We start from the raw sequence: 17,721 nt of genomic DNA on the forward strand, positions 1-17,721 counted from the left end.
AAGGCCTGTGGATTTGTGACCGCCTACAAGCTGCACGCTCTTGGAGATCGCAAATTGCGGTTCGATTTAGCCTGAGCACCCACCAACGTCTACGCCCAGCCATGAATCGAAATCGCAGGATGCCTTGAAGACCGCTTCGCGTGGAATTGTGACAAACGTTGAGGGGCTCGAGAAGGCCGAACACAGATCCCGCCCCTGGCCGGAGAGACCCGCTACCATCGACGCCCGCCGAGCACCCTGCCCTTGTTGTGATGCGTGTCGGTCTTCTTCAGCGCGTCTCGCTGGTCGCAGAGCGTATCGATCTTGCCTAGCATTCGCGAGAGCAAGGTCTCAGCCGATGCAGTCGATATGCCCGCCCGCTGGAGTTGGAGGATCTCCTTTCGCTGGCGCCCTACCTGGGTGCGCATGCGCTCGATCTCCTTCCTGATGTAGTTCAGGTCGGCCATGTCCGCCTCTCGTTTGGAATGGACACATTAGAACGAAAAGCGAACGAATACTCAAGCCGGATTCTTCAGGAACTCGACTTTTTGGGAAGAGTTGTGCGCCCATGAAGCCGGCGAAAACCTTTAAACAGCAGGCTCGCGTAGCCGAGAAGGCCGCTGAGGAGACGGCCGACGAATTCGTGTCTCGGCAAATGAAGGCTCTGGCCGCGGGGTTTAGAGCGCAGGCGAAAGTATTGAGAAGAAAAAGAAGAAGGGCAGATGACCAAGGAATCTCTTCAGAACCAAGCCGACCGGGCCGAAGCCCTCGCCGCCCAGACGTCGGACGATGAGGTTCGCGAGACCCTTCTCAAGGCGGCGCGGGAATACCGAGAGCAGCTCAACAGCGAAAACAACCACCGGGCCGATCGCCTGGGCGACACCGACTAGGTCGCAAAGGAGGATCAGCATTGAGCGACAGGACCGGCAATCAACCTGCACCCTTGGTCCTTATCGGCGTGGCGATCATCCCGATCATTGCAGTATTGGCGTGGTTCGCTTTTTAGCGTTTTCAACCTTTCCCGCGAACGCGCGTCATACAGTCAGTTCCTCCCTAAGCTTCGCCCCCACCAGAAAGCCCCGCTTCCCCCAAGGCGGGGCGTTCGCTTTTCGCGCTGAATCAACGCACCGCATTTTTAAGCGGCCTTTTGGCTTGACCACTTTTTTCCGATACAGCAGCCTAAATGTGGGCAGGGTTTTGAAGAGGCAAACCCTGGTGGAATTGGAGCGCTTTGCGTGTTCTTGGAGACCTCTACATGCCTTGATGTAGGACCGTGTGCGCGGCCTCTTGTACTTTTCGGCTCTGGGCCGATGTGACCGCCCCCAGAGGGGTAGGTCAGGCTTCCGGCGCGGTCACCCTCGCCGACCGCCGCTGAACTCGCAGACGCGACGGCGCAGATATTGCAACTATTTTTGCACTTTTCTGGAAACCTACGGCGTAGCGCGCCGCACTGTACGGCCGGAAGTTAAGGCGGGCCGGCCTAGGGATCGAGATGGCCCCTCCCCCCGCTCCCCTCAAAGCCTTTCAGGGCAGAGGTAGGCACGCTTTCTTTCAACACGGCACGCGTAGACAGCCTCGGCACCGAAGGTGGGTGCGATCCTCCAGCACCACAGCCCATCTGTGGCCCGCCAGCTCGGCGCGGTCGCTTTCGAGAATCTCGTCTCTGCGTTCTTCACGTCGTACTTTCAATCGACGCAGAGTCGCGTCTACTTCGCCGAACTGGTCAGCCAATGACAATCTCTGTAAGCCATTCCACGAAGGTCCTTATGACCGGGCCCTCGCAGCGTCCAATCATCATCGCCCTCGCGGTCGTAGGCGTCGCCGGCATGGCTCGGCCTAACGGGCCGGGTTCGACCGCAGGAAAACCGAGCGAGGGCTCCCGTCGGCATTGGCCTCGGTCGCCGCCACGAGCCGGTCAACCTCGTCCAGCGCCTCCGCTGGGAGCCGGCCGAGCACCGCCTCGCCCTCGCCGGCCCGCTTGCGCAAGCCCCCCGCCTCGGCAGGCTCCGCAGCAACACGGCAGCGTGCCCAGCTGACGTGAGGCACTCGGGGTTTTTACAGTATCAAGGCCCCTGCAGGAGCACACGACCACCGCAGTATGCTTCGTCATCGGTACGACGGTTTCGTTTGATCATATGGACCATCTCGGCCTTTAACGTGAATGCTGACCTCGTGCTAATCAGCCAAGATTGGGCATCCGAAGATTTCCTACTCACGCAGTGGCCGGTACCGTGCCGTTTGCACGGCCAGTCTTACCGCAGCGGCGTCGGCGGCATTATAATCAGAGGCGGTGCTCTGGAGGGCCCCAACAAGGTGGAGCCTTCGTATAGGGCCATGCCTTCGAGTTTCGCGGCACCAGCCGGGGCCTTAGTGTTAAGGACGAAGGCGCCCCCGGGCATGATCAATACGGTTTCCCACCTCGCGGCGAGACCCTCGAAGGCCAGCCTGATATGGGCGATGCCGCCGCCCGGATCGGGCGACACGCTGCCGTTCAGCTGAATGGTCTGGTCCATGTTCCAGAAACCGGTGAGCTTGGTCGCGGATTTCTGGCGCGGGCGGACCTTGTAGTGGACGCCGCCCCACTTCACGGTGGTGTCGCTTTCTACGCGCCAGACGACGATCTTGAATTCGCGGTCGCCGCGGCAGCCGCTATTGATGATCTCCTCGTCCAATTCCAATTTGCAGCGGAAATTGACCTTGGTAAGCGGCGGAATGGTCCGGCGCGAGGGCGTAACTGTGAGCGTCATTCCATAGGGCAGGTTTTCCGGCTCCAGATAGGCGACTTCCGGATACAGGCCGGCATTGTTAACGCTGAAATCGAATTCCGTCGGCTCGTACGGGCTGCCATGCACCGGCACGAATTGATCGACATTTTTCTGCGCCCAGTTGTTCGCCAGCCAGACATCGTCCGAGGCAAGTGCGGCGCCGTCGCTATCCCTGGGGATTTTGTAATCTTGGATATCCACCAGGATGCAGTTATGGCCGCCGAAGCCGGCGGGAACGTCCCAGCGCGCAACGACGTCGAGCGGCGTGTCGCCGCCGGACACAGACGGTACCGTGACGGTGCCGATGCTTTGGAAATTCCTACTCTTGTCGCCGCCGCCGGGCGGGATGCAGATCTGGAAGTTGAACTTCACGTCCTCTGCGTCCACCTGGCCGCGATTGCGGATACGGGCGACCATCCAGTGCAGCTCGGTGCCGCTGTCCGGGACATGAACCTGGTCCCCCTGGTCGATCGGTTGGCCCGGCGGATATTTGCGGTGATCCTCGGGCTTGTCGCTCGAAATGCCCTGGGGTCCATTATCGCCCGCCCAGTCGACCCATAGGTCAGGGTTCATGTAATAGGGGTCGGGACTGGTGAAATAGAGGTCGATGAAGGCGGTGTTCTGGCGGGTGACCTTGATGCGGAATACCTCGATCCCATCGATCTGCTTACGGTCAACCACCTCGACTACGATGCCTTTGGCAGGAAACGCGGGAGCCTTGGCGAGATCGAAGCTGTCCCCAGCATTTTGCAAGATGTTGTCGGGGTTCAGCAGCTGACCCTCGCGGCGATATTTACCCTCGAACGTGTAGCGCGTGTCATCCCAAGGCTGCAGCGTGTTGGTGATGATGATGCCGGGGTCGGTGGGTAGCTTCTGGCTGAACGTCGCGCCTTTTTGACGGGCCTCGATCAGGTCGACGACGGCGCCGTCACCGCCGAGATCGAGCTGGATCATCTGGACCACCTTGACGCCGGGATCCGTGCCGAATTTGGCCGGTGCGGCCGCCAGCAGACCGTCATCCCAATGCTCGACAGGGACTAGCAACACTTCCGTCGCTTCTGTCGCCCCGGGCGCCGCGGGCGGGATGCTGACGATCTGGTCGATCCAACCCGCTTCCCATTTGTGGTAGGCAATATGATGGGCGAGTTGGGAATTGTCGTCCATCACAGACCATGGACCGAGATAGGCGAGGTCCTGACGGAAGTTCGCATCGAAATAGAGATCTCGAAAGCCAATCGCATGGCCCAGCTCATGACACATGACTGAATAATCGGGCGGTGAATCGAAGAAAAGGAAGTTCCACATGACCTGGTATTGGATTCGATCGTCGTCCTTGAAGTGGCCGGTCTGGAACCAATCGACTGCGCGCAAGGCGTTCGGCCGGACTGGAGCGGAGGTCGTCCACATTTCGGATGGCCTGACCGCGTCGGGATTGGCGGGCTCAATTACTGCGACGCCGATCTGACCGATTGCGATCATATTGAACTGCGCGAAATAAGCGTTGACCGCGTCGATTTCGCTTTGCGCTCGCTTGTTAGGTGGGGCGGGGGCCACGCTTTGCCGAGAGACGGCGGCTGTGAAGGCATCGTTGATCAGTTGCTGCAGGTCGCGCGGAGCGTCCCGGTTGGAAAAGGTGGTGTCGCTGTTTGGCACCGCGGTCGCTGTGTCGAACAAGTCACCGAGCTGAGCAGAGTCCGTCAGAGTGACCGCTGCGCCGGGGCCACCATCGTCGATCGAGACCGTCAGTGCGACCAGCAGCGTTTTCTTGGTGAGATCGCTGGTGACGATCGGATCGTCTGCCAGATAACGCTGGGTGTAATCGAGTCCGGCATCTTCCTGAGCCAGCGTCGCTGCCCAATCGATATAACTGCGCAAGAGTGCGTCCGCGTTGGCCGATCCATCGAGCGTAAAATGGCCGAATAGCGCACCCTGGAAGCCGAGCGGATCGGCGGCGGGTATTCCACTGACTGCGGTGATTTCCAGGCGCTTCCCGGTCAGCACGGCATGGTCGAAGGAAATCACCAGATATCCGAACGAGCCGTCCGGCTGCTTCACCCGGCGCAGCTTCGGAGGCCCAAACAGCCTTGGCGTTACGCCAGCCGCCGTCTCAGCCGCGGCCATTGCCGCATCCAAATAGGCGCCTAGATCGGCAAATGCAGCGGGGATATCCGCTTCCGAATTAATATCAACCGTTTTGGCAGCAAATTTCAGGTTGAGCGTTGTCGTGGTGTCCGTGCCGGTTATGGGATTGCGCCGCGTGATCTGGACGTTCGCGGTCTCTGTGCCCGCGAAATGAACCTGCGCTGGGAAAAGGTTGTGCTTCCGCGCGAGAAGCAGCGCGGGAAAATGAAGGGCGAGATCCTTCGACGTTCCTCGGCCGGCCGTTGGCTGGACATGCAATTTCAACGATTCCCGCCCATCGAAGGTCAGTGAGTATGGGAAGGTGACAGCGGTCTTCGTGAGTTCGACTCGCGCCGGATCGTAGGGCGGGAAATAATAGTCTTTGACCAACCTGGGCAGACTCAACGGTCCCCCGGACGGGCCGGTATCGACGCCGTACATCGAATATTGGATGTCGTGCAGCTTGCCGAAGCTGTTCTCCAGATAGTAGTCCCTGACATGCGGAAACGCCGTCCGCGCGAGATAGTCGGCGAATTTCGGCAGATCGGGATTATTGAAACTTTGGCCTGCTTCGACGATCGGCAGGATCAGCACCTTGACCGTCCCAGTCGGCGAGGCATGTCCGCCGATCAGCGATAGGGTTTGTAGGCCCTGGAATCGAACGCTATCTAGTACCGGGAAAAACGGGACATGGCCCAGCCCGACGATCTCATCGATCAGGCGGTCTATATGGATGGCATCCCATCTCCGAGTGGATCTATCGTGGAGCAGGACCATCGCGCTGGCGGGATCGGCCAACATGATTCCGCCAGCGCGGCCGAGCTGGCGGTGATCGAGTATCCGCATATCGGTTGAAGAGACGATTGCGAAATTACGCCCGCGAGCGTCAGCGGCAACATAGGCGGACGCCGCGTGCGCGATTCTGGCGGCAGACCACATAAGGTCGGCGACGCAGGGGTTGGGCGGTCCCTCACCCGGATGGCTACCGAGACGTCCGCCTTTACCGACAACGGCGCCGCCATCTGAGGTCGGTATGCCGCCTTCCGCCGAACGGCACGGCGCTCCCTTCTGACTGGGAGAAGGTCCTGAATGCGCGGCGGGCGATGCGGATGAGTCCGCCTTGCGGCACCCGCAACAGTGTGTGCAGCCGCAGCCGGCCGGATGATCCGATGGATTTGACCGGGGAACTCCAGCCTGAGTGCCGGTCGGGGCGGGCGGACACGGGTCTTCGCGCGTATCCCTCACCTGGAACGTTCCATATTTCCGATCGACCACGCCAAGATGCGAGCCAGTCGGATCTGTGTTCAGCTCAACGCGCGCATGGGACAGCGGCCTCTCAGATGAGATGGCGCGGCGATAGAGATCCACCTCCACAAGCTTGCCATCCAGCCGGTCGGATAGGGAGATCGCCGCGAAAACCGATGTTCCGGTACAGGCGAGGCTACCTATGGTGCCATCCAGGGCGGTGACGTGGTGGGCGCGGCCCTCGACGATGCGGTGCAGGTCGCTCTTCATGCCGCCGCTGGTGGCGACGATGACGCCATAGCGTGATTCGGCTAAGGCCGTGACCCTTCCTCCGAACGCGATCGTCGCACATCTTTCGGCTTCTATCGTGCCGCCCTCGCGGTGGAGGCGATATTCGTGCACCTCCGATCCCGAAGCATGCAACAGCGACGTCGCACTGCCGCGCAAAAGCAGCAGATCATTCTCGCCGATACGAGTGGGCAGTCCCGTGACCGTTGGACTGCCGGCAGGAGGCTGTTCCCGATGAGGAGGGCTTACGGCCAAACGCTTGGGTCGGGGCGGCTTGACCATGGCTTCCTCCTAGATCAAAGCGATTTTGATCTTTTGCATTTGCGCTTTATTTTTATCATCCATCCCGCGGCACGCGTTTTCGGAATTTGCTCGAACGGTTTTGCTGACTGAATCTTGTCGCGAACGTGGCCGCAGGCGGCTACGCCTCAATTACCACCAACTCGGTCACGGCTAGTCCTTACTACCCGTACTTATCACCGGACGGGAGTTGGCACATATGAAACGGCTCACATCCTACTCGGATAGTTCGTCGCAGTTGACAGACGAGAGTTCTGGCGATGCCATCGCTGAAGCGCGGCAATCGGCCAAAAAGCTCGAAAACTTCTCGCCGGCGAACATCCTGCTGATACAGCGCGCCGACCCGGGGGCCATACACAACCTCCCGTCCCCACGTCGATCAAGCGTTCGCTCAAATGCGGCGAAACGCGCTGCATTTGGATCGCAGAGCATTTGCTGGTCATGGGGTCAAAATGCCAGCTTCGTTTAGCCCCTTTGCAATGGCCTTCAGACTCGTTTTGCCATCCGCCTGTAGCTCCTTAATGATCGGTGCCAAGTCGCTAGCCCTGGCGTTGGGTCGCGCCTTGAGAGTCTCTGTAGCCATTGCACGGGCCTGCTTGCTTGGCTCTACACCACGATCGGCAACCAGCTTAGTCCCTCGCCTCTTCGCAGCCGCCAGTGCATCCATTGTACGTTTGCTGGTCATGCGGCGCTCTTCCTCAGCACCCATGGCCATGATCCCCGCGTCAGCCTATTAGCGTTCGGTATATCCGCCGCTACGAAGTCGACGCCAGCCTTCTCAAGCCAAGCAGAAAGTAGGCATCGCGGGACAGCCGGTCCAGATTTGGCAATGACCAGCTTGGCACCATAGATCCGGCACGCCTGATAGGCTCGTCCAATTTGGAGCGGTCGGTGCGCTGATCTGGCGCTGGGCGATCGGTCTAGCGAGGCATGGAAGCCCGACCGCCATGCGCCCATTGCTTCGCACAGCCATACCACCGGCCATGTTCCGTGCTTCGCGATGAAGCCGAACTTCATGTCGCTTCCTTCGCGAAGTCGGCAGCGGCATTTTAGGATGTCCCGCTTTGCCTTCAGCTTGTTCACCTCGCGCCGCAACCCGCTCGATTTCTTGCTGCTCAGGTTCGTGTCTGATTTTATTTCTGCCGAAGTTCGGCAGAAATTACCTTTTCGGAATCGCGCGCCAGGTTGTCGTTTGCAGGCTTATTCACGTGAGTGACCCGTGGTGGGTTCCGTTTTTGCCGCTTTAACGGTCTTGGTGTGGCTTGTGGCTGCACACGTTTAAGGAAATCGGCCCCATGGCCAACGCGATCAAGCGCTTACCCGAGAAAACAGGCGCCGAGGAAATCAGGGGCCCTATCCGGTCAGGCCGCCTCATCGTCCTCCTCATATTCATACTCAGCGCCCATCCAGGCCGGCCAGCCAGCGCCGAGGCTTGTTGCCATCCTGGCCGCGAAATCGCGCGGGCTTTCATTCGGCATGGTGGTCGGTGCCGGATTGGCGAGCCGCTCAGGCTCAGGCTTAACAGGCAACGGAGGCTCGTCATCCGGGCGGGTGGTTGGCGCTGCGAATGCGGCGTCGTCGCCAGTTAGTATAACGGTACGGCCTAATAGCTCCGCGAAATCATCGATTGGCTCAAGGCCGGTCGCTCGGCCAAGCCGCGTGAATAACCGTTGGCCATTCTCCTGCTTTTCTTGGACGTTATGCTCAAGCGGGATGATGTAGTCCCACACCGCGCCGTCGCCGTCCGTGAATTCTAGGCGCAACTCGGTCGCGCATTCAGTTTTCACAACGTCCACAGATGTGATGCGAGCAGTGGTAGCGGTTGTTCGGATCGCACGCTTGGCGGGCTTGGCTGTGGTTGATGTGGTAGGGCCGGCCTTGGTCTTGGTCTTGGCGCGCTCAACCTTCTTGAATCCCCTCGGCGGGTCCTCATCGTAACGCTCCTCGCGCAACCAGGTGGCCAGGTGCTTGCGCGGCGCATCTGGCTTGCCTTGCGCGTCCCATGAGGCTTGCCACGCCCCAGCGGCCTTTATCACGGCAGTGCGGTCTACCTCGGCCGGGAGCGCAGCCCATGCCGCACGCGCCTCCTTCTTGCCCTTGGCGTAGTCATAGGCACGCCAGACAGCTTCAAAGGTCGGCCTGGTATCGCCAAGGGCATTGGTGCGCTCTTCCACCGCCGTCCCGCCCGCAGCGGTGGCCTCAAGGCCACCCGCAAGCGGCGGCGCCGTAGGCGGGCGCGTGTCAATCTCTCTTTCTGTAGACCCGTCCGTAGCCGGGTCCAGTAAGAGAGTCTTTGTCCCGGTGGACTGGGACGCTAGGTCGCTTACTGTCCCGGTAGAATGGGACGCCGCTGTCCCGGTAGAATGGGACGCTGAGGGAATCTGTGTAGCGTCCCGGTGATCTGGGACACTAACCGGCAGGGTACCTTGCGCCGCTAACTCTAAGACATTGAGCACGGGCACGTAGCGGCTGCCGCCGCGACCCTTGCCTGTATGGGTACGGACGAGCCAACCACATTCGATGAGAAGGATAATTGCGCGCTGAACCGCACTACGGGAGAGATGCCGGGCGCCATCCGGTGCGCGGCTTCGCATTGTCGCGACGATATGGCGAACAGAGGCTAGCGCGTCACCGCGCTTGTGCATGTACCAGCCGATCATGAAACGATAGACCGTTCGGGCTGGGTCGGTAAGCCGTAGATCATAGTCGACAAGCTGAGCCATGCGAAACTGCGCCACAGGCCCGGTCGTGTTCTCGATTTTGTAAGTCCAGTAGGCGCGCGAGAGAGACTCGCCGCCCCGGCTGGAGGGCTCAGACGTCGGTGCTAGCATCGGCCGGAAGCTCCATGAGGGCCGCTAGGGCCAAATCGGAAATTGCGCGGTTGAATTGTTCACCGAACGCGGCAGTGCGCTCGCTGAAGGCGTTGGGTGCGACCGTCCAACAGCGGCCCTTGCCGCTCTGACGGAGACCGAGATTGTAGAGACGTAGGTGATCGTTAAGCTGCAGGTCGAAACGCGCAAGCGTCGTCGAGCCTAGAGGGCTCGGTCTGATGTCGAGTATTTGCAAGTGGAGTCCCCTGTTGGGGTTGCCCTATTGGGCGATGCTCTCGGCTAAAGGCCGATCGAGCTAGGCGGCTAGGGTGACGAGCGTTCGCGCTGCTCCTCTGGGAACAGTTCAATCATTGCTTCCATGGTCTGTATGGCGCCTTCTAGTTGCTCAACACCGAAGCGGCCGCCAGCTTGGTCATCGCGCGCACCTTCGAGGTGACGAACAGCCCGTTCTCGTAATTGCAGAAAGCGCAATGCGCCGCCGATTCCCAAATCCGTCACGGTGTCGGATTTCAAATTCGACTCGGCAATCTGCATGAGCCGCTGTGCCTTCCGCTCGGGGACACCGGCTCGCTTTAGGAAAGGCAACCATTCACCGTGCTTGCAGTCGCCCTTTGCTGCCACAAGCAGGCGGCCAGCCTCCATAGCCTTCTCAATGGATTGTGTGTGCGCCGCATCGCTACCGGCAATCAGTTCCCGCACCGTCTCGGCGCGGTCTGCTAGGGCAATGCTGTCGAATGCAGGCCTACCGCTCACGCCGCCACCGCCTTGCCGGTATTGTCGCTCGTGCCCCAGGTCGAGGTTCGCCGCCGCGACAGCATCCAGGCGTCTACGTCGGCGCGGTCGTATTTGACCTGACGGCCAATTTTGAAGAATGCCGGCCCGGTGCCATCGCATCGGCGCTTGGCGAGCGTCGACCGCGACAGGCCGGTGGCGGCTGTCATTTCGTCCAAGGTGAGAAGATTCAAAAGAGCCTCCGATAAGGAGGTTACGTTTAACGCCCCGGCCACGGCCAGTCGGCGCCTATAGAATAGTGCGCTTGGTCTCGCAAAATACTAAGCGGTCCCTGTCGAATTCAGTGTGCGCCGCTGAATTCCGATGGATACCCACTATTGTTGATCTAGGGGCTGCACAGTAAGGCGGGATGGAAATTATTTATCCCGATGACTGCTATTGGATGTCCGGTGGCTACCCGGTGGCTACTCGGCTAATTTCAGGCTTTCGGACTTCCGGCTAAGTACCTGATTTTGTTGGTCGGGGCAGCTGGATTCGAACCAACGACCTGCAGTACCCAAAACTGCCGCGCTACCAGGCTGCGCTATACCCCGAATGTCCGGCGAGCCCCGTCGATACACGCTTCCCAAAGCGCCAGCAAGCCTTCCAAAGGCGCGAGCAAGCTTCCCAAAAGACCGCCAGGACGGGGCAATAAGCCCTCCCGCCTACTTGCTGCCGAACAGCGGGTGGCCCACGCGGTCGCCGGCGCGGATGCCATATTTCTGCGCCGTGCCTGCCACCACCTCCAGAACAGCCCGCGCGGGCCCCCTGGATGAGATGATCTTTGTCGACATCGGCTCGGTATTTTCGGCGATGCGCAGAATTCGGCCGTCGGCGCGAATGAAGATCATGTCGAGCGAGACGTAGGTGTTCTTCATCCACATCGACACCTCCTGCTCGGGATTAAAGTCGAACAGCATGCCTTTGCCGTCCGCCAGTTCCTTACGGTACATCAGGCCAGTCTGCTTCTCTTCCTCCGTCGTCGCGACCTCGACCGAGAACACCTGCACGCCGTTCCTGGTGACGATCTCGAGGGGCTGGAAGCTGGCGGCGCGCACGGGTGCGCTCGCGACGGCACAGCCGGCGATGACAAGGATGGCGGCAAGCCAGCCCTTCGCAAGGGCGAAGACGGCCTTTCGATCGAAATTCATGGATGGCTCTCGAGGCGTGGGACTGGACCAGTCCTTACGTGGCGGTCACCGGAAAAGCCAGAGGCGCGCCGGCCAGCCAGCGCGCCTCTGCTCACGATCGCGGGAATGGAATTAGTGGGACGAAACCGGCGATCCCGTCTCGGGATGGATCTCGGCCGCCATCATGCCCTTGGAGCCGGGCCCGAACCGGACCAGGACATACTGGCCGGGCCGCAACTCGGTCATGCCGAAGCGGCGCAGCGTCTCCATGTGCACGAAGATGTCGGGGGTGCCCTCGCCGCAGGTCAGGAAACCGAAACCGCGCAGCCGGTTGAACCATTTGACCTGAGCCCGCTCCAGCCCGCTGGTCGCCGTCACCGTGACATGGGTGCGCGGCGGCAGCATCTGCGCCGGATGGATCGCAGTCGACTCGTCCATCGAGACCACGCGGAACGCCTGGTAGCCCTTGGCGCGCTGGATGCACTCGACGACGATGCGGGCGCCCTCGTAGGCGGTCTGGAAGCCGTCGCGCCTAAGCACGGTGACGTGCAGGAGCACGTCGGGCCAGCCATTGTCGGGAACGATGAAGCCGTAGCCTTTTGAGGCGTCGAACCATTTGATGACGCCGTGAACCTCGACGAGGTTGGCGCTGCTCTCACCAAGTCCGGTGAACGGACTGAGTGCACTGTCGCGACCGCCACCGCCGTGTTCGCCCACCGCGGGAACTCCGACCTTCTTGGACTCAAATCCGTCCGACGACCCCATAACCCCGGACCCCACACATGCCATGCAACCCGCCTGAATGGCGGCGCCGAATCACGCGTCTTTAGAGAATCTTCTCAACTCGACGCGACGCGAATCTTTCGACTCAAAAGATAACACTCCCGGTTGCGACGCATAGACAAAAAAGAGATTCGGCGGAACCTATGAACAGCTTGCACAGCCGCGAATCAAATTGCTGCCTCAATTACCCACAAAGGGCCCCAGCGTTTCGCCGATGTCGTGGCGGATCACGAGGTCGGCGATGTCGTCCTGCTCCGTCGGCTCGCGATTGACGATCACCAGGCGTGCACCCGATTCCTTCGCCATCATCGGAAAGCCCGCGGCCGGCCATACCACCAGCGAGGAACCGATCGCGATGAAGAGATCGCAGGCTTGCGACAGCGCCGTCGCGCGCTGCATCTCGTCCTCGGGCATTGTCTGGCCGAAGGAGATCGTGGCGGTCTTCACCGGCTCGTCGCACACGGTACAGTTCGGCGCGGCGCCCTCCTCGTCGAAGCGGCGCTTCACCCAATCAAGCGGATAGGCCTGCCCGCATCCAATGCAGCGCGCATACGTGGTGTTGCCGTGAAGTTCGATCACGTGATCGCTTGCGACGCCGGAGGCCTGATGCAGATTGTCGATGTTCTGGGTGATGATCGCGGGAACCTTGCCGGCGCGGTAGAGTGAGGCGAGCGCGCGATGGCCGCGGCCGGGCTTGGCCGCCGCAAAGACCTCCTCCATGGCGAAGCGCCGGCGCCAGGATTCGTCGCGCGCCTCCGGGCTGGCGACGAACTCGTCGAACGGGATCGGGCGGTTGCGCGTCCAAATTCCGCCCGGCGAGCGAAAGTCGGGGATGCCGCATTCGGTCGAGATGCCGGCGCCGGTGAACGGCACGATCCGTTTGGCTTCGGCGATCATGTCGCCAAGACGCTCGACGCCGCTGCGAAGATCCGATGCAATCAACGCCGCCTCCCGTTTTGCTTTTGTTTTACTGATTTGTTTTTGCGCTAGCTGCAACATGCGCAAGCGACAAGATTATTGACGCTGTTCTCCACCGCCACGCAAGACATGGTCGGCAATTTTTTCCGACCCTCGCTTATCACAATCCTGCAATGCCTCCTCCCCATTGACGCCCCAATCAGAAGCGCCAATGCATGTGTTGACGCGACTCAACGTGATTGCGGCGGCAGTGCTTGGGTTCAGTAGGACACATACTCACGTGCAGAGGGGATTTAACATGACCGAGGACGAACAACGCAAAATCCGCGAACGCGAAGAGATCGCCGCCCGTGTCGCCGCCTTCCGTGCCACCCAGGAAAAATTCAAGCGCGAACGTGAAGAGTATTTCGTGTCGACGCTCGACAACGCGCGCAAGGCGGAACGACCCTCGCTCTGGCCGTAACGACACCGGATCACCGAGCATGAAAAAAGCCCGGAGCATTGCTCCGGGCTTTTCGTTTGTTCAGCCGTTACCAGTGACGGTAATAATGGTGGCGGCGGTAGTATGGTCCATCACCGTAATAAGCGTAGGGACCAGGGCCGTAGGCATAAGCGGGGCCGCCATAGTAGCCATACCGCGGGCCGTAGCCATAGCCGTAAGGATGCGACGCGGCGACGGCGCCCGCGGTGATGGCGCCGGCGGCAAGACCGAACGCGAGGCCCGGACCGATGCCGCGGCCGCGCGCCTCGGCAGGCGAAGGCGCCGCGACCGCGGTCACGCCAACGGCCGCGACGGTAGCCAGAACTGCCAGTGTCTTCCTCATCATGAATCTCCTCCTTCGTATCTCGCACAGACAACGCCGGCGCGTTGCTATGGTTGCGCGCAAGCCTGTGGAACCGAGTTCGGAATAAATCCGGCCACGCATGGAACGGGCACGCGTTCCGCGAATTGTTTGCTCAAGTGCGGAAGCCTCCGCCGTCCGGTTGAGGCAACAGCACGAAGACCCCGTCAGCATCACCGATGCTGGCGGGGTTTTCAGTTCCACGCACAGCATTCGCAATGCGCCACAATTGCTGCCAGCGGGGAGCCGAGGAGGATAAAGTGCCGATATCCACGTTGCTGGCCCGTATCCGCAGGCTCGTTCCCAGATCCGGAGATCAGCATTACGACGAGATCGTCCGCAGTTTCGGTGTCGGCACGCTGCGCCCGCCGCCGACCCCGATGAGCGACGGCGAACTGGCGCGGGCGATTGCCGAGTTCCTTAAGGAACAGCCGTCGAGCGAGTCCGTAGGCGCCCTCGGCCGGCGGCTCGACCCCACCACCCCACTTTGAGGCGCCGGTCCGCCTTGTCCGGGAACATGCGCTTCGCGCGCACGTTGGCGTAGCCTTCAAGGAGAAAGGAGGCCGACATGCCCGTTTGGCTCGAAATCCTGCTCAACCTGTCCGGCTATGCCGGCTTCGTGGCGCTCGCCTCACACGGCACCGCGTGCCCGAGCAATTCCGCCGACCATCAGACCTCCACCGACGACCGTTAATTCGTGTGCGGTGGCTGGCCCGCCGTGCGCATCAGCCTGTCGGCTTTGACCGCGACACGCGTGTCCTCGAGCTGTGGCCGCAGCGAGACGCTGATCACCACGAAAGCCAGACAAAAGAGCGTGCCGACGATGGCGACGCGCCGGTAGGTGTGGCGGTCGCCCTGATAAAAGGACGGTTCTGAAAAAGGTGTCATGAATTCGTTCTTGGCAAAATTGCTGGTTGGCCAAAGTCGCTTGTTGGCCAAAGTCGGATCGCGTCTTCGCCAGACACCTATCGCAAGTGGCGGCAAGTGCAACGCGATTGCGCTTTTAACCTAACCGAATAGGGTTATCGGCTTCGCGGCAAGCTTCCGTTAGGAGTTCGCCAAGCCTCTTCAGAACAAGCGTCTTCAGAACTCGGCGAGCCGCTTCAGGCTCGCGCGAAAACCGAGGCTGCGATGGCCTGCGACCAGCACGGTGCCGAACACCTCGGCCGTGTCGTCGCTGAACGTCCCGGAGAAGCCGCTCGTTGCCTCCACTCCGCCGAACAGTGGCCGGGCGAAGCCATCCGCAAACGGCGTATGCTGGTGGTGACAAGCTCACCCTTCCAGGTCCCGTGCTCCGAAGGGCCGTTGTCCGAATTGCCGTTCCGGATCGTGTAGGCGCCGCGCGACCAGAAATACGGCCCGCCGCCGAGCAGAACGCCGTCACGCAGGATCAGCACGCCGCTGTCGCGGCCCTTCACGCCGTCGAGCATGTGGATGTGGATGGAATAAAGCCCGTTCTTCATGTTGCGTCCGCCGGGGCAACGATAGCGCCGGAGACGGAGAGCGTCGAGACGGTGAAGCGAAGGTGTGGTGATCCGTCGTCGGGCTTTGTTCCAGCTTCGCCTGCCTTTCGTTCTCGGAGAACGAATCGGAATCGCAGAAATCGGCACGAAGCAAGCCTTAATATATCGTTCGCACGCAAACGACCGCAGTCGCCAACGATCGCGCGCTCACATCGCGTCTTCGGACTTCGACCGCGGTGGCACCGGCGGCACCGAGGGCCTGTCGTTGCGCAAGCGCGGGTGCCGGTCGTACCAAAACACTTTTGCGATCTCGGCGAACATCTCGAGCAACAGCACGCATCCATGTCGCGTCTCCCTCGCCTCACTCGTAGCGAGGACAGGCGAACGGGACTGTGCGAAGCATCACGCCGGCTTGGTCAGGAAAGGCGTGTCCCGGATCGACACAGAAGCCACGACTTGTTCTGCATCCGACTCCATTTCGTTCGCAAGGAACGAATCGGAGTCGAGAAATCCAGCGCAAAACGATCCCTAACGATCGGTGAAGGCGCGCGCGATTGCCTGTTGTCATCGAGATAGTGCGATGCTCATCACGCCGCTCGCTTCGCCGTATCCTTCGATAGAGCCTTCTCCGAAAAGCATTCGAGGATCTGGATGCGGAGTTCTTCCGCGGCCGGACCATCAAGCTTCCTGAGCTGATTCCAGAGCCTGATCACTTCGCGTTGTTTCTCGACAGTCATGGGCACCTCCAAAGAATGTCGCTGCCAAAAGAGATGCCTCACTAGAACAAAATGGGAACAACAAGTCCAGCCCCTCCCGTGAAATTCGCCGGGCACATCGCCTTGAGCCTTCCGCGCGCCGACGGTTGCTTTTTAGGTTTTCAACCTTAAGTTCGAGCCACGGCGCGGCGGCTAGGCGCTGAAATCCCTTCCCCGCCAGCCAAGAAGGCCCCGTGCGAAAGCGCGGGGTTTTTCTTTTGGGGAACGCGCCACCGCCCTCCCCGTTAGTCATTCCGGAGCTAGGGATCGTGACCAGAAAATACTACGCCGTCGAAGTGGTGCGTCAGATCGAAGAGACCGTGGAGATCATGGTCGAAGCGCCGGATCAGACCGCCGCACATGATGCAGCGCTCGCGCACCTGAAGGCGCGCGGCTCCGAATATCAGTGGCTCAATCCCAAATGCGATCTCATCGTCTGGCGCGAGCGCCAGGTCGATACGCCGGCGATCATCGACGTGTCCGTATCGCCGGACTAGCGGCCGGAACGAGTTTTCCCGCCCCGCGTTGTCAGGTCGAATTCGGTGGTGCTGGCGGCATGTCGCAACGCGGCCGACCAGCTTGAAGAGCCCCGGTCCCCAAGACCGGGGTTTTTCTTTGAGGCGGCCGCACGGAGGCGACTCGATTCGAACGAGGGCCCGAACAGCAAAGCAGCCACCCGGGTGTTATGCCGGGTGGCTGCTTTGAGAACTGTCGACGCTCGCCCCTGTCCGCCTGTTAAACCAGCAAAGTCAGACCGACAAATTGTCGGTCATGCCGGGTGGGACTTCGCCTTGCTTGGTCCGCTCGGCGAGAAGCTCCTTTTCGGCCTCATACCAGAAGGTGTCCATCGTGCCTGCGGGCTCGCCAGCCTCCTTCCAGAGGTGATAGGCCCGATTTCGAATCTCTTCTTCGCTGAGACCAGTCATGTGATTTCTCCCTTTCGGAAGCAAAGCCTGACGACGCCCTAGAGTTCCTTAAGAGAGTTCCTTATTGGTTCAGCACAAGCAAGCAATCATTGCAGCGCTCCGCGAAAAGAAGCCTCCGCAACGAAAACGCGAGCCCTTAGACGGAGTCTTTGGCCACCTTCAGCGGCGAGGCCTTCACCGACTTGCTCGCCGGCTTCGCGGCGAACTGCATCGGCTCCTTGGTGAAGGGATTGACGCCCATGCGGGCTTCGGTCGCCGGCTTGTTCACCACCGACATCTTCACGAAGCCGGGAATGACGAACTCGCCGGACTCGTTGAGCTCCTTGTAGCCGACCGTCGCCATGTACTCGATGACCGACTTCACGTCGTTCTTCGACAGCTGCGTGCCCTCGGCAATTGCATCGATCAACTGAGCCTTCGTCATCTTCGCCATGTCTGAATTTCCTTCTGTGCGCGCGAGCAGGCTTTGCTCAGGACGCGGTCCGACCGCGCAACGCGCTTCTGTTTCATGCCAACTTTCATGAAGTGACGGGGCTTAGAACCCATCGACGCCCAAAACGCAAGCAGGGGTTCTGCGGAGGGCCGGACGCCCCGGCAAAGATGC

22 protein-coding genes, 1 tRNA gene and 1 pseudogene are annotated in these 17,721 nt (G+C 60.7%); 5 read left to right on the forward strand and 19 right to left on the reverse strand.

Annotated elements, in window-relative coordinates; all coding sequences use genetic code 11:
* Positions 1 to 212: 212 nt before the first annotated feature.
* Complete coding sequence (locus RX329_RS23985) at positions 213 to 446, reverse strand: hypothetical protein (protein WP_275174549.1); 234 nt, start codon at positions 444 to 446, stop codon at positions 213 to 215.
* A 255-nt stretch (positions 447 to 701) separates the two neighbouring features.
* On the opposite strand from RX329_RS23985, the gene RX329_RS23990 reads away from it, so the two are divergent.
* The gene (locus RX329_RS23990) at positions 702 to 869 is read left to right on the forward strand and encodes a hypothetical protein (RefSeq protein ID WP_317244407.1); all 168 of its coding nucleotides are present in this window, start codon (positions 702 to 704) and stop codon (positions 867 to 869) included.
* Between the two features lie 1,362 nt (positions 870 to 2,231).
* Here the strand turns inward: RX329_RS23990 and RX329_RS23995 are convergent.
* The 11 genes and pseudogenes from RX329_RS23995 to RX329_RS24045 all read right to left on the reverse strand — a co-directional run bounded on the left by RX329_RS23995 (position 2,232) and on the right by RX329_RS24045 (position 13,155).
* Positions 2,232 to 6,680 carry a hypothetical protein gene (locus RX329_RS23995; RefSeq protein ID WP_317244408.1) on the reverse strand — a complete coding sequence of 1,483 codons (4,449 nt, stop codon included), beginning with the start codon at positions 6,678 to 6,680 and terminating at the stop codon, positions 2,232 to 2,234.
* Positions 6,681 to 7,137: 457 nt separating this feature from the next.
* Entirely contained in the window at positions 7,138 to 7,407 is a 270-nt protein-coding gene (locus tag RX329_RS24000; protein ID WP_317244409.1) for a hypothetical protein, read from the reverse strand.
* Between the two features lie 122 nt (positions 7,408 to 7,529).
* Positions 7,530 to 7,821, reverse strand: a pseudogene (locus RX329_RS24005) (IS3 family transposase); the annotation flags it as partial.
* A 238-nt stretch (positions 7,822 to 8,059) separates the two neighbouring features.
* A complete protein-coding gene (locus RX329_RS24010; RefSeq protein ID WP_317244410.1) occupies positions 8,060 to 8,872 on the reverse strand; it encodes a hypothetical protein in 813 nt (270 codons plus the stop codon).
* A 637-nt stretch (positions 8,873 to 9,509) separates the two neighbouring features.
* Positions 9,510 to 9,764 carry a hypothetical protein gene (locus tag RX329_RS24015; RefSeq protein WP_317244411.1) on the reverse strand — a complete coding sequence of 85 codons (255 nt, stop codon included), beginning with the start codon at positions 9,762 to 9,764 and terminating at the stop codon, positions 9,510 to 9,512.
* Between the two features lie 68 nt (positions 9,765 to 9,832).
* Positions 9,833 to 10,282, reverse strand: a complete 450-nt coding sequence (locus RX329_RS24020) for a DUF3102 domain-containing protein (RefSeq protein WP_317244412.1) — start codon at positions 10,280 to 10,282, stop codon at positions 9,833 to 9,835.
* The gene (locus RX329_RS24025) at positions 10,279 to 10,494 is read right to left on the reverse strand and encodes a helix-turn-helix transcriptional regulator (RefSeq protein ID WP_317244413.1); all 216 of its coding nucleotides are present in this window, start codon (positions 10,492 to 10,494) and stop codon (positions 10,279 to 10,281) included. Before RX329_RS24025 ends, RX329_RS24020 begins: the two co-directional genes overlap by 4 nt.
* Positions 10,495 to 10,777: 283 nt before the next feature.
* Positions 10,778 to 10,854: transfer RNA gene (locus tag RX329_RS24030), tRNA-Pro, on the reverse strand.
* 111 nt (positions 10,855 to 10,965) lie between these two features.
* Positions 10,966 to 11,451 carry a DUF192 domain-containing protein gene (locus tag RX329_RS24035; protein WP_018457758.1) on the reverse strand — a complete coding sequence of 162 codons (486 nt, stop codon included), beginning with the start codon at positions 11,449 to 11,451 and terminating at the stop codon, positions 10,966 to 10,968.
* Between the two features lie 111 nt (positions 11,452 to 11,562).
* Entirely contained in the window at positions 11,563 to 12,195 is a 633-nt protein-coding gene (locus tag RX329_RS24040; RefSeq protein ID WP_018457757.1) for a cold-shock protein, read from the reverse strand.
* 198 nt (positions 12,196 to 12,393) lie between these two features.
* A complete protein-coding gene (locus RX329_RS24045; protein WP_085385269.1) occupies positions 12,394 to 13,155 on the reverse strand; it encodes an SIR2 family NAD-dependent protein deacylase in 762 nt (253 codons plus the stop codon).
* 274 nt (positions 13,156 to 13,429) lie between these two features.
* Between RX329_RS24045 and RX329_RS24050 the strand changes: the two genes are divergently transcribed.
* The gene (locus tag RX329_RS24050) at positions 13,430 to 13,594 is read left to right on the forward strand and encodes a hypothetical protein (RefSeq protein ID WP_018457755.1); all 165 of its coding nucleotides are present in this window, start codon (positions 13,430 to 13,432) and stop codon (positions 13,592 to 13,594) included.
* Positions 13,595 to 13,661: 67 nt separating this feature from the next.
* Here the strand turns inward: RX329_RS24050 and RX329_RS24055 are convergent, their stop codons facing one another.
* Positions 13,662 to 13,955 (reverse strand): hypothetical protein, encoded by a 294-nt coding sequence (locus RX329_RS24055; protein WP_026233439.1) that lies wholly within the window; start codon positions 13,953 to 13,955, stop codon positions 13,662 to 13,664.
* Positions 13,956 to 14,233: 278 nt separating this feature from the next.
* On the opposite strand from RX329_RS24055, the gene RX329_RS24060 reads away from it, so the two are divergent.
* Both RX329_RS24060 and RX329_RS24065 read left to right on the forward strand, forming a co-directional pair.
* Positions 14,234 to 14,464, forward strand: coding sequence for a hypothetical protein (locus RX329_RS24060; protein ID WP_026233438.1), 231 nt, complete (start codon positions 14,234 to 14,236; stop codon positions 14,462 to 14,464).
* A 77-nt stretch (positions 14,465 to 14,541) separates the two neighbouring features.
* Positions 14,542 to 14,667, forward strand: coding sequence for a hypothetical protein (locus tag RX329_RS24065; RefSeq protein ID WP_085353452.1), 126 nt, complete (start codon positions 14,542 to 14,544; stop codon positions 14,665 to 14,667).
* Here the strand turns inward: RX329_RS24065 and RX329_RS24070 are convergent.
* The 4 genes from RX329_RS24070 to RX329_RS24085 all read right to left on the reverse strand — a co-directional run bounded on the left by RX329_RS24070 (position 14,664) and on the right by RX329_RS24085 (position 16,173).
* Positions 14,664 to 14,861 (reverse strand): hypothetical protein, encoded by a 198-nt coding sequence (locus RX329_RS24070; protein WP_085353591.1) that lies wholly within the window; start codon positions 14,859 to 14,861, stop codon positions 14,664 to 14,666. The genes RX329_RS24065 and RX329_RS24070 overlap by 4 nt on opposite strands.
* A gap of 215 nt (positions 14,862 to 15,076) precedes the next feature.
* Positions 15,077 to 15,436 (reverse strand): hypothetical protein, encoded by a 360-nt coding sequence (locus RX329_RS24075; protein ID WP_240543215.1) that lies wholly within the window; start codon positions 15,434 to 15,436, stop codon positions 15,077 to 15,079.
* A 207-nt stretch (positions 15,437 to 15,643) separates the two neighbouring features.
* Positions 15,644 to 15,766 carry a hypothetical protein gene (locus tag RX329_RS24080; protein WP_256468045.1) on the reverse strand — a complete coding sequence of 41 codons (123 nt, stop codon included), beginning with the start codon at positions 15,764 to 15,766 and terminating at the stop codon, positions 15,644 to 15,646.
* A 257-nt stretch (positions 15,767 to 16,023) separates the two neighbouring features.
* The gene (locus RX329_RS24085) at positions 16,024 to 16,173 is read right to left on the reverse strand and encodes a hypothetical protein (RefSeq protein ID WP_018454370.1); all 150 of its coding nucleotides are present in this window, start codon (positions 16,171 to 16,173) and stop codon (positions 16,024 to 16,026) included.
* Between the two features lie 287 nt (positions 16,174 to 16,460).
* Between RX329_RS24085 and RX329_RS24090 the strand changes: the two genes are divergently transcribed.
* Complete coding sequence (locus RX329_RS24090) at positions 16,461 to 16,688, forward strand: hypothetical protein (protein WP_018454371.1); 228 nt, start codon at positions 16,461 to 16,463, stop codon at positions 16,686 to 16,688.
* A 252-nt stretch (positions 16,689 to 16,940) separates the two neighbouring features.
* Here the strand turns inward: RX329_RS24090 and RX329_RS24095 are convergent, their stop codons facing one another.
* On the reverse strand, positions 16,941 to 17,117 hold the full coding sequence (locus tag RX329_RS24095; RefSeq protein ID WP_018454372.1) for a DUF2934 domain-containing protein: 177 nt from the start codon (positions 17,115 to 17,117) through the stop codon (positions 16,941 to 16,943).
* A gap of 136 nt (positions 17,118 to 17,253) precedes the next feature.
* Complete coding sequence (locus tag RX329_RS24100; RefSeq protein WP_317244414.1) at positions 17,254 to 17,550, reverse strand: HU family DNA-binding protein; 297 nt, start codon at positions 17,548 to 17,550, stop codon at positions 17,254 to 17,256.
* Between the last annotated feature and the right edge of the window lie 171 nt (positions 17,551 to 17,721).

Source organism: Bradyrhizobium sp. BWC-3-1 (assembly GCF_032917965.1).
Classification (GTDB): Bacteria; Pseudomonadota; Alphaproteobacteria; order Rhizobiales; family Xanthobacteraceae; genus Bradyrhizobium; species Bradyrhizobium canariense_D.